Here is an 8,482-nt window from a genome sequence, read left to right on the forward strand (position 1 = left end):
AAATAGGATGGAGAAAAAAGAGGTTGTAAGTTTACTACGTTATATCGTAGCAGCTTATCCAAATTTCGAATTAACAGATGAACGTATACAAGTATGGATTGATTTATTGGAAGACAGCTCATATCCAAAAACAATGGAAAAGCTTAAACAACATTGCAAAACTAAGAAGTTTCCGCCAAGCGTGGCAGAAATCCTTGTCAATGAAACTCCAAAAAATATTCAAATGAACAAGTTGAAAGAATGGGAAGAGGTGGCACGTCGTGATAGAGAACTTAAGAACGGTTGATTTGAGCGCAGAACAAAGCTTTCTAGGGTGTTTACTACTCGAAGGAGACCTAATACAAGAAGTAACATTACAACCGCTACATATGGAAAATGGACGCCACAGAATGATTTATAAAACGATGCAAAAAATCATGAATGATGGGGAAGCTTTAGATCTTGTTACTTTAGTTGAAAGATTAGGAGATTCATTGGAATCAGTAGGCGGTGTTCATTACTTAGCTCAGCTTGCAGACTCAGTTCCTAGTACAGCAAACCTCAAACATTATCAACGGTTGATATATGAACAGTATCGCATAAGGGAAGCCAAGGTCATTGCTTCGGATTTACTGCAAAAAACTGATGAGGAAAATATAGCGAAGACGTATAACAAGCTTGGAGAATTGCAAGAAATGGGTGTTACAAAGAGCGCTACAAAAGAAGATGTCCTTCTTGAAATTATGCGTGATATCAATACCGATCGTGGTGAGTTAGTTGGAATAGATACAGGATTCTCTGATATTAATGGAATGACTGGTGGCTTAAAGGGTGGTTCGTTGTATATCATTGCTGGTCGTCCTTCGATGGGGAAAACAGCATTCTCGTTAGCATTAACGACAAACGCTTGTGAGTCTGGAGCGGCATGTAGTTACTTTTCTATCGAAATGCCATCAAAAGACTTATTTAACCGAGTGATTAGTAGTATGGGGCACATTGACAGTTCGAAATGGCAAAATCCTTGGAAATACTTTGCGCAAGAGGATACACAAAAAGCATCTATTGCAATGGGGGAAATTAGCAAGTGGGCATTCGAAGTGTATGATGAATCACGACAAACAATTGCTGATATAAGAGCAAAAGCACGGCAGTTTAAGAAACAATATCCAGATAAAAAGCATGTTATTTTCATTGATTATTTAGGTCTTATTTCAACGGTAGGGACATATGAACGTGATGATTTAAGAATAGGCGCTATGACGGCAGAGTTAAAGCAAATAGCACGTTCTTTAAATGTTCCAGTAGTTTTACTTGCGCAGTTATCAAGAAGCGTAGAGCAGCGAAATGATAAGCGTCCGATGATGTCTGATTTAAGGGGGTCAGGAAGTATTGAACAAGATGCGGATTTGATTGCTTTCTTATATCGAGATGAATATTACAATGCTGATACAGAAGCGAAGAACATTGTTGAAGTTATTATTTCAAAGCATCGTAATGGACCAACTGGAACAGTAGAACTTGCATTCCTAAAAGAATTCGGGAAATTCCTAGATCTTGAAAGAAGGAATGAACAGTGAAAGGTCAATTAAGTTTCGATGATGTGATAGGCACTTTTGATTACACGGCAAAGAGCACGGCAGAGCAATTCCTTGCCAAAGAACCCGCTATAGCGACATACGCCATAGAGTTTTATGACAAAGATGAAAAGTGGAAATTACGCTGGTTTGAAGCGAAGACAGAGAGCGAAGCCAAGGGAATGGCTAGGGATAAATACGGCAGGATACAGATTATTAAGACTTATGTATCAGACAGGTCTCTTAAAGAAATTATGGAGCTCGATTAGGAAAGGGGAAGAATGATGAAGCGAGTTATAAGTGATGAATTGTATGCGAAAGCCAAAGAGAACGGCATTTATCCAAGAAGATTGTATGACAGAATCATGTATCTTGGCTGGGATGAAGAAAAAGCAGCAACAACACCTATAAATGCTAAAAGGCAAGCTTGGAAACATGGAGACTCCCTATACAAAGCAATAAAAAACGGCATATCAAAGCGTACATTCTACGCAAGATTAGAACTAGGCTGGTCGTATGAAATGGCATCTACGAAGCCGCTAGGTAAACAGGGAAAACGCTATGACGAAAACGGAGAATTTAAAGAGATCGGTTAGGGGGAAACGAGATGAAATACAATACGGTTATTACTTACGAAGATTATGAGAAGGCAGCTAAAAACGGCATTAGCAAGAAGAATGTATATCACCGAGTTAATGTGCATGGTTGGAGTGTTGAACGAGCTATAACGGAGCCAGTCAAAAAATACAAAGGTGATAGTCATGAAAGAATGGTAGTAATCGCCGAACGTAATGGGATTAGTAGACCGACTTATCTTAGAAGAATAAAAGAAGGAATGACTCCTTACGAAGCAGCAACAAAGCCGAAAGGATACGCTACATTCCTCGAAATAGCTACAGAACATGGAATTAAAGATGTCACGTTTTATCAAAGAGTTGCGAGAGGGATGACACCTTACGAAGCGGCGACGCAGCCATTAAGAAAATATAGAAAGAAACAAATTAGTTAAGGAGGTTCATTTATGGAAGAAGAACGTTTAACCGAAGCAGATTATGAGATTGCTAGAAGAAACGGAATACCTAAAAAAAGAGCATGGCAACGAGTTAATCAATTGTATTGGGATAAAGAGCGTGCCATAACGGAACCTGTAGGGAAAAACAAATATAAAGGCGGAAAGGCTAAGAAATATGGGGATTGGCCAAGTATCGCTCAAAGCAATGGCATTCACAAAGATACGTTTTACTACCGAATTAAGAAAGGGATGTCTTATCAAATGGCAGCAACGAAGCCACCAGGAAAGCAAGGGAAGAAACAAGTCAACAACGAAAGAACGGGAAATTTAAGAGGTTTCTGGACTCATAAAGGTACAGGTGAGCATATCGCTATAAAGCGTGCAATGATATCCGGCGAGGTTTACGGAAACAGAGTGAATTCGCTAGGACATGAGGCGGGGCCGCAAGAAATTATGTTAATTCGTGATTTGAAGGAAGAATATGTGAAGGGCATGAGATAGGTAAATGGACAGGAAACAAATCTACATCGATGTGTTGCTACATAAAGGGATCTACAAGGAAGAAGATACAGGACGGCAGCTGTATGAAATGAGTGAGCAGGAGCTGTTCAATTTGATAAAAGGAGATGGGGAGAATGAGAGAGATTAAGTTTCGCGGAAGAAAGATTAATAGTGAAGAATGGGTTGTTGGAGATCTTCGTTACAAATTAGAAAGTGGAAATGCCGGGATTTTAGTTGATGGTAAATTGCATATTGTTGATTTTGAAACGGTTGGACAGTACACAGGATTAAAAGACAAACATAATCAGGAAATATTTGAAGGTGACATGATATTAGTATTTGAATGGAACAGAAGATATACAGTGGTTTTTGAAAGAGGGATGTTCAAAGCTTCTGGAAATACAACTTTTTCTCTGGTAACTGCTACAAATGGAGAATTATCATGCCAAGTAATCGGAAACATCTACAAAAATCAATTATTAAAAGGGGATGGAAAGAATGCGTGAAGCAATTGAGGAGTATATAAAAGGTTTACACGAATCAGCAATTGAGAGCAGAAAACAAGCGGATGAAGCGTTTGAAAAAGGTGATTTAGGGTTAGCAGGATTCCATAGAGGGCAGTGGCTCACGTTAGAAGATACAGCAACTGTATTAGAGGATATCTTATCAGATTACGAGGAGGGTGAAGAATAATGAGACCAATTGAAAATAACGTTTACGAAATTACTCAATTATTAGCAGAAGCAAAGGAGACTGAACAAAATGGCAACTAAGATTATCATGTACACGAAAAATGAATGCCCTCATTGCAAACGTGCAAAGCACTTTCTAGGGTTTGCACCAGTAGAGATTGAGTTAGAAGAAAGAAACATTGAAGAAAACATCAATTATAAAGCAGAAGCCGATGAGTTAGGTTTAATGAGTTTACCAGCTTTTAAATTTGAGAACGGCAATGTTGTAAGGGGCTTTGAAGAAGGAAAGATCATGAACGAATTAGGACTGTAGGAGGGGTTGTGTGAAGAAAGAAACCAAAATACAGGTGGAAGGTGAACTCACGTCAGTAGAGAGCGAGATTTATAACCTGGAATATCATCTAGTCATGCTAGATAACGAAAGACATAAGACGAAGAAAAACTTGGAAGAATTAAAGAATCGGAAGCAAGAATTGAAGAGTTATTTATAAGGAGCGGAATGAAAATGGAATTAACTAAATTATTCGAAGTACAAGCAGGATTAAAACAACATATTGGATACAAAGGAAAAGGTAAATTCCCAAAAATGATGTTAGCGATGCTAGTTGAGTTTATGGAATGTGCAAACGATTGGCGTGGCTTCAAGTATTGGAGTGAGAACCCAAATCCAAAAGAAACGCTGCTAGAAGAATATGTCGACGGTCTACATTTTGTATTGGAGACAGGGTTGGATTTGAAAGAACGTCAAGAGATTATGTTTTTGCCTAAACGTATGCTTGTGGACTACGAAAACATTGTTGTTAAAGATAAATATATAGTCATGAAATATAAAAAACTAGTATCAGTAACATTAGAGCTAGAAAAGATAGTGCAAGAGGGATTTGACTATGTTGATTATTTATACATTGAATTATTCGAAAATTATTTGAAACTAGGATACATGTTAGGGTTCACTGAGGAACAAATTGAACAAGCATACATGAAAAAGAATGAAGTGAACCACCAACGCCAGGATAACGGATATTAATCAAATTTGAATTTTGTACAGAATCGAGGAATGAAAATGAGACACACCCGCAATAGACAACTATTTAGATATTCAAGGAACACTCTTTGGTTAATGATGAAATGTCAAGAGATAAAATACTGGAACTCTGTAGAAGATAATCTTGATAAGTCATTCAAGTGGCATCGGGATTGCTATCCGTGGGGACATAATTGGGTAGAATTTGGATATAGAGATTCACATACGTTGGTTAAATCAAAATAGGTTTTAAACAAAAGCGTTATTAGATTATAAAACTAGGGGGAATGAGAAATGAACAAAGTTGAATTTAATCAAAATAGTTTCGGCCAGCAATTAATAATAACCGGTTTAGCGAGATTGGTTGAAGAGGAAGGTTTAACACCACATGAAGCGTTTAATGTTTTAAGACTCATTCAAAATAATACATTTCATGCGTTAGCAGATATGCACAAGGCATACAAAAACAAAAAACAAACAAAATAGTTATTTTGGAGAAAGTGAGGAAAAGAAATGAATACAGTAACAGTTAATATTCAAGCAACAATTATTGAGGGAGCATTAACAGGAGTTTCTGGAAGAGTTGTAGGTTTTGATAGTGAGATGGATATGGTGAGTATTGAGATTGATGAAGATACATTTATTGAAACTAAATCAGGCAACGTTAAGCAAAATTAGTACAAAATTCTTATTTTGGAGGGAAATAGATATGATGAAAGTTTTTAAAATGAATGATTGCGATTGGGTTTGTGCTGAAACTGAAGAACAAGCAAAAGCGTATTACAAGAATGAATGTGGCCTTGAAGATGAAGATATAAACGAAGGGTTCGTCGGGGAAGTCAGTTTGCAAGAAGTTACGTATGTAGACATAGATGAGTTGCCAGAAAGTGAAAAGGACAATTTCCAATGTGGAAGACCACTTGGAGATTCGATAGTAGTCCGCAAGACATTTGAATGGGTAATTAAAAATGACAACATTACAAGCCCATGCATTATAGCTTCAACAGAATACTAAACAAAATCTTTATTTGAGAGGATGACTAAGTTGGAAAGATATAAAGAAATTTCAACAGCTGATTTATTTGAAATGATTGCGAAAGGTAATTTTAAAAATATTTATTGGAAAAATAATAATGACGAAATTGTACCGGCTGGGAATTATAATTTTCGTCTTGATCGATTAGCTAAGGTGAAATGGTTCAAACGTGAAGTAATTGAATAGAAGAAAACTGAACCAAAACGCTATTTAGTAGAAAAGGAGAGAGATAAATAATGAAAATCAATATTAAAGTTGAGACAAAAAAAGAAAAATACTTAGTAGGTGACGTCATTGTTACAAGTTCAGGAGTACCGAAGTTTATTTATAAAGACCCATCAACACGCAAATATTCACTTTTAGATTACAGAATGGATGCCTGGGCTTCAGGTTGCTTTGATACTATAGATGATCTCGTAGAAGACCTAAAAAATTGGACAACTTTCAAGCACTACTCAAAACACGAATATCAATTAGAGTTAGTACCCGTGGGAGTTGAAAAGTGAAACAAAAGGAGTACGTCGTTTATAAAGGTGAATCACTTATATGTATCGGAACCATAAAGGAATGCGCTCAACATATGGGCGTACTTCCTGAGACGATTTACTTTTATAAGACGCCGGCATATCAAAGGAGATTGGCAAAGAGGAAGAAAGCTAGAAATTATATAACTGTTACGGAACTTGAGGAGGATGAGGAATGAAAGCGTCAGTAAGTTTTTTATTAGCACTATCCACGAAATTACAAGAGATTGCAGATAATACAGTCGATGTAGATACAGAAATGGAATTGAATGAGCTTATCGATAAAATCAATGAAAGCATATAAAACTAAACAAAAATTTCATTTTGTAGAAAAGGGGAACGGATATGAAAGCGCAGGATATAAAAGAAGATAAATCACTTTGGGAAAAGATGCATGTTGAAGGTGTAGGAAGAGTGCTTTTAGTTGAAGAGAGTTATTACGACGGAATTATTGAATTGGTAGATAAGCTGACAGAAGCGCTGGAAAAAGGAGCTAATATAAAAACATACAACGATTTAGTTGATAATTGCCAGGGAATTCTTGAGAGGGGATGGAAACCAGAAGCTGTTTATAGATTTATGGAGATACATTCTGGATGGGGCCCTGACAGCATTGATAGTGCAATTGATGAAGCATATAAAAGAGCAGCTAGCAAAAGCTAACTGCTCGCTCCAAGGAACTGCTGTTAGAGGTTCATTCAAATGAGTTTTGGCATACAGCTTATCTACAGTATTGACGGAATATTGAGTTTTATTCAGGGGAGGAAGAGAAATGTTTGGGATAGGAAATCGAAAGAGAATTGAATACCTAGAAAATAAGGTCGATCAATTAACCATAAAAAATAGGAAGTTGCAGGAAAAGTTAGATGAGAAAAGGAGATTATATGATCCTAACTGGAGGAAAGAAATTACAGTATCACCTTACATCTTTGATAAGTACATAAGAAATATAGGGCATCCAGTTGTTGGCGGATTTCATGTCAAATGTGAAGACGGAAGCTATTTTATAGCTAGAATCGATGAGGAAATGAGCGATGGATATATTCGTTATGAAGTAGCATTTGAAGAGCCTCATAAAGATTGTAAAAAATGCGGTGAAACATTTAAAGAAGTTTTAGGGTATCCAAACAACAATCCAGATTTTTGTAGTTTTAAATGTTACAAGGAATTTATCGGATAAAACTCAACAAAATAATCCTTTGAATAGAAAGTGAGGTGAGGATAATGGATGAACAAAAGCAATTCAAACAGATGAAGCAGAACGTATTAGGCCTATGGTTGTCCTTAATCGATGCGTCATTTCATGGAGTCAGTAAAGAACAACAAGAAGCCATTAAGTTTTCAATCAATAAAGTACTTAAAGGAACGGAACTAACAGTTAATGATCTAATTAAAGAATTTAAATAAAAGGAGGAATAACAATGGGCTTAGGAAACCGAGGAATGCATTTCGAGAAGCTTATCAATCTATCGAATGAAATGTACCAACGTGAGGGAGTGGCGCTTATAAACAAGCGTCCGACTCCTGTTAAGGTGTTAAAAAGTGCAGGCGGACGAGTTCTAAATGGATTTTACGAATCTAAAAGTACAGTGGACTATGATGGCGTTTATAAAGGACGAGCTGTTGCATTTGAAGCGAAATCAACACAGAGTCTTACGCGATTTGATTTAAGTAACATTGCGCAGCATCAATTGGATTACCTGGAGAAAGCTGAAAAGATGGGAGCGGTATGTTTCTTCCTTATAGAGTTTAGTAAGGACCAGACAGTATTCTTGGTACCAGCATCAGTAATTCAATCTTATGTAAGGATGTCTCATCAACCGAACGGGAAGAAGTCGATACCAAGAGCAGATTTCGATATTTACGGATACTTAGTAGATCAGACAGAACGAGCACCAGTTGATTATTTAAGATATGTTGATGAATTAGCGGTTTAAATGGATAACGGAACCATGCAGAGTAGATTGGTGGGGGCTACTTTACTAAGCATCGTTCCCTTATTCAACAGATAGATATTAAAATTTCACATACCTTATGTGAATTGAAAATAATAAAATTGAAACAGGGGGATTTACCATGACAACATTTTACCAAAACTTAGGCGAAGAGATTGAAATACTAGAGATTGAATTAAAGGACT

Annotated in this window: 22 protein-coding genes and 1 pseudogene; all 23 read left to right on the forward strand. The window is 36.7% G+C overall.

Annotated features, from left to right (window positions below):
* Positions 1-7: 7 nt before the first annotated feature.
* Positions 8-286: a replicative helicase loader/inhibitor gene (locus J4P91_RS26250; protein WP_207996418.1), complete on the forward strand. Its 279-nt coding sequence runs from the start codon at positions 8-10 to the stop codon at positions 284-286.
* Positions 261-1,556, forward strand: a complete 1,296-nt coding sequence (dnaB, locus tag J4P91_RS26255; RefSeq protein ID WP_307802556.1) for a replicative DNA helicase — start codon at positions 261-263, stop codon at positions 1,554-1,556. Before J4P91_RS26250 ends, dnaB begins: the two co-directional genes overlap by 26 nt.
* Positions 1,553-1,822, forward strand: a complete 270-nt coding sequence (locus J4P91_RS26260; protein WP_207996419.1) for a hypothetical protein — start codon at positions 1,553-1,555, stop codon at positions 1,820-1,822. Before dnaB ends, J4P91_RS26260 begins: the two co-directional genes overlap by 4 nt.
* 15 nt (positions 1,823-1,837) lie before the next feature.
* Complete coding sequence (locus J4P91_RS26265) at positions 1,838-2,149, forward strand: hypothetical protein (RefSeq protein WP_207996420.1); 312 nt, start codon at positions 1,838-1,840, stop codon at positions 2,147-2,149.
* A gap of 11 nt (positions 2,150-2,160) precedes the next feature.
* Entirely contained in the window at positions 2,161-2,562 is a 402-nt protein-coding gene (locus J4P91_RS26270) for a hypothetical protein (protein ID WP_207996421.1), read from the forward strand.
* Between the two features lie 12 nt (positions 2,563-2,574).
* A complete protein-coding gene (locus J4P91_RS26275; RefSeq protein WP_207996440.1) occupies positions 2,575-3,066 on the forward strand; it encodes a hypothetical protein in 492 nt (163 codons plus the stop codon).
* A gap of 4 nt (positions 3,067-3,070) precedes the next feature.
* Positions 3,071-3,214 carry a Fur-regulated basic protein FbpA gene (locus J4P91_RS26280; RefSeq protein ID WP_207996422.1) on the forward strand — a complete coding sequence of 48 codons (144 nt, stop codon included), beginning with the start codon at positions 3,071-3,073 and terminating at the stop codon, positions 3,212-3,214.
* Positions 3,201-3,572 (forward strand): YopX family protein, encoded by a 372-nt coding sequence (locus J4P91_RS26285; RefSeq protein WP_207996423.1) that lies wholly within the window; start codon positions 3,201-3,203, stop codon positions 3,570-3,572. Before J4P91_RS26280 ends, J4P91_RS26285 begins: the two co-directional genes overlap by 14 nt.
* Positions 3,565-3,759 (forward strand): glyoxalase, encoded by a 195-nt coding sequence (locus tag J4P91_RS26290; RefSeq protein ID WP_207996424.1) that lies wholly within the window; start codon positions 3,565-3,567, stop codon positions 3,757-3,759. The genes J4P91_RS26285 and J4P91_RS26290 overlap by 8 nt, the downstream gene beginning before the upstream one ends.
* Positions 3,760-3,828: 69 nt before the next feature.
* Positions 3,829-4,071, forward strand: coding sequence for a glutaredoxin family protein (locus J4P91_RS26295; RefSeq protein ID WP_207996425.1), 243 nt, complete (start codon positions 3,829-3,831; stop codon positions 4,069-4,071).
* 10 nt (positions 4,072-4,081) lie between these two features.
* A complete protein-coding gene (locus J4P91_RS26300; protein ID WP_207996426.1) occupies positions 4,082-4,249 on the forward strand; it encodes a hypothetical protein in 168 nt (55 codons plus the stop codon).
* 14 nt (positions 4,250-4,263) lie between these two features.
* Positions 4,264-4,785, forward strand: coding sequence for a dUTP diphosphatase (locus tag J4P91_RS26305; RefSeq protein WP_207996427.1), 522 nt, complete (start codon positions 4,264-4,266; stop codon positions 4,783-4,785).
* A gap of 291 nt (positions 4,786-5,076) precedes the next feature.
* Positions 5,077-5,268, forward strand: coding sequence for a hypothetical protein (locus J4P91_RS26310; protein WP_207996428.1), 192 nt, complete (start codon positions 5,077-5,079; stop codon positions 5,266-5,268).
* Positions 5,269-5,295: 27 nt separating this feature from the next.
* Positions 5,296-5,460, forward strand: coding sequence for a hypothetical protein (locus J4P91_RS26315; RefSeq protein WP_207996429.1), 165 nt, complete (start codon positions 5,296-5,298; stop codon positions 5,458-5,460).
* Between the two features lie 31 nt (positions 5,461-5,491).
* Entirely contained in the window at positions 5,492-5,797 is a 306-nt protein-coding gene (locus J4P91_RS26320; RefSeq protein WP_207996430.1) for a hypothetical protein, read from the forward strand.
* A gap of 30 nt (positions 5,798-5,827) precedes the next feature.
* A complete protein-coding gene (locus J4P91_RS26325; RefSeq protein WP_207996431.1) occupies positions 5,828-6,004 on the forward strand; it encodes a hypothetical protein in 177 nt (58 codons plus the stop codon).
* A gap of 50 nt (positions 6,005-6,054) precedes the next feature.
* Positions 6,055-6,324, forward strand: coding sequence for a hypothetical protein (locus tag J4P91_RS26330; RefSeq protein WP_207996432.1), 270 nt, complete (start codon positions 6,055-6,057; stop codon positions 6,322-6,324).
* Positions 6,321-6,521 (forward strand): hypothetical protein, encoded by a 201-nt coding sequence (locus tag J4P91_RS26335; protein ID WP_207996433.1) that lies wholly within the window; start codon positions 6,321-6,323, stop codon positions 6,519-6,521. The genes J4P91_RS26330 and J4P91_RS26335 overlap by 4 nt, the downstream gene beginning before the upstream one ends.
* Positions 6,518-6,646, forward strand: a complete 129-nt coding sequence (locus tag J4P91_RS29515; RefSeq protein WP_279538720.1) for a hypothetical protein — start codon at positions 6,518-6,520, stop codon at positions 6,644-6,646. Before J4P91_RS26335 ends, J4P91_RS29515 begins: the two co-directional genes overlap by 4 nt.
* 41 nt (positions 6,647-6,687) lie before the next feature.
* Positions 6,688-7,005: a hypothetical protein gene (locus J4P91_RS26340; RefSeq protein ID WP_207996441.1), complete on the forward strand. Its 318-nt coding sequence runs from the start codon at positions 6,688-6,690 to the stop codon at positions 7,003-7,005.
* Positions 7,006-7,114: 109 nt separating this feature from the next.
* Complete coding sequence (locus J4P91_RS26345; RefSeq protein ID WP_207996434.1) at positions 7,115-7,522, forward strand: hypothetical protein; 408 nt, start codon at positions 7,115-7,117, stop codon at positions 7,520-7,522.
* A gap of 44 nt (positions 7,523-7,566) precedes the next feature.
* Complete coding sequence (locus J4P91_RS26350) at positions 7,567-7,749, forward strand: hypothetical protein (RefSeq protein ID WP_207996435.1); 183 nt, start codon at positions 7,567-7,569, stop codon at positions 7,747-7,749.
* A 14-nt stretch (positions 7,750-7,763) separates the two neighbouring features.
* Positions 7,764-8,267 (forward strand): annotated as a pseudogene (locus J4P91_RS26355) (Holliday junction resolvase RecU); the annotation flags it as partial.
* Between the last annotated feature and the right edge of the window lie 215 nt (positions 8,268-8,482).

Origin of the sequence: Bacillus sp. XF8 (assembly GCF_017498755.1) — a bacterium.
Classification (GTDB): domain Bacteria; phylum Bacillota; class Bacilli; order Bacillales; family Bacillaceae_G; genus Bacillus_A; species Bacillus_A bingmayongensis.

Excerpts from the sequence above, each read along its gene's own strand:
- J4P91_RS26350 (WP_207996435.1), top strand. The coding sequence starts at position 7,567 with ATGGATGAACAAAAGCAATTCAAACAGATGAAGCAGAACGTATTAGGC.
- J4P91_RS26345 (WP_207996434.1), top strand. The coding sequence starts at position 7,115 with ATGTTTGGGATAGGAAATCGAAAGAGAATTGAATACCTAGAAAATAAG.
- J4P91_RS26290 (WP_207996424.1), top strand. The coding sequence starts at position 3,565 with ATGCGTGAAGCAATTGAGGAGTATATAAAAGGTTTACACGAATCAGCA.
- J4P91_RS26295 (WP_207996425.1), top strand. The coding sequence starts at position 3,829 with ATGGCAACTAAGATTATCATGTACACGAAAAATGAATGCCCTCATTGC.
- J4P91_RS26270 (WP_207996421.1), top strand. The coding sequence starts at position 2,161 with ATGAAATACAATACGGTTATTACTTACGAAGATTATGAGAAGGCAGCT.
- J4P91_RS26285 (WP_207996423.1), top strand. The coding sequence starts at position 3,201 with ATGAGAGAGATTAAGTTTCGCGGAAGAAAGATTAATAGTGAAGAATGG.
- J4P91_RS26330 (WP_207996432.1), top strand. The coding sequence starts at position 6,055 with ATGAAAATCAATATTAAAGTTGAGACAAAAAAAGAAAAATACTTAGTA.
- J4P91_RS29515 (WP_279538720.1), top strand. The coding sequence starts at position 6,518 with ATGAAAGCGTCAGTAAGTTTTTTATTAGCACTATCCACGAAATTACAA.
- J4P91_RS26315 (WP_207996429.1), top strand. The coding sequence starts at position 5,296 with ATGAATACAGTAACAGTTAATATTCAAGCAACAATTATTGAGGGAGCA.
- J4P91_RS26280 (WP_207996422.1), top strand. The coding sequence starts at position 3,071 with ATGGACAGGAAACAAATCTACATCGATGTGTTGCTACATAAAGGGATC.
- J4P91_RS26265 (WP_207996420.1), top strand. The coding sequence starts at position 1,838 with ATGAAGCGAGTTATAAGTGATGAATTGTATGCGAAAGCCAAAGAGAAC.
- J4P91_RS26310 (WP_207996428.1), top strand. The coding sequence starts at position 5,077 with ATGAACAAAGTTGAATTTAATCAAAATAGTTTCGGCCAGCAATTAATA.
- J4P91_RS26320 (WP_207996430.1), top strand. The coding sequence starts at position 5,492 with ATGATGAAAGTTTTTAAAATGAATGATTGCGATTGGGTTTGTGCTGAA.
- J4P91_RS26275 (WP_207996440.1), top strand. The coding sequence starts at position 2,575 with ATGGAAGAAGAACGTTTAACCGAAGCAGATTATGAGATTGCTAGAAGA.
- J4P91_RS26305 (WP_207996427.1), top strand. The coding sequence starts at position 4,264 with ATGGAATTAACTAAATTATTCGAAGTACAAGCAGGATTAAAACAACAT.
- J4P91_RS26340 (WP_207996441.1), top strand. The coding sequence starts at position 6,688 with ATGAAAGCGCAGGATATAAAAGAAGATAAATCACTTTGGGAAAAGATG.
- J4P91_RS26250 (WP_207996418.1), top strand. The coding sequence starts at position 8 with ATGGAGAAAAAAGAGGTTGTAAGTTTACTACGTTATATCGTAGCAGCT.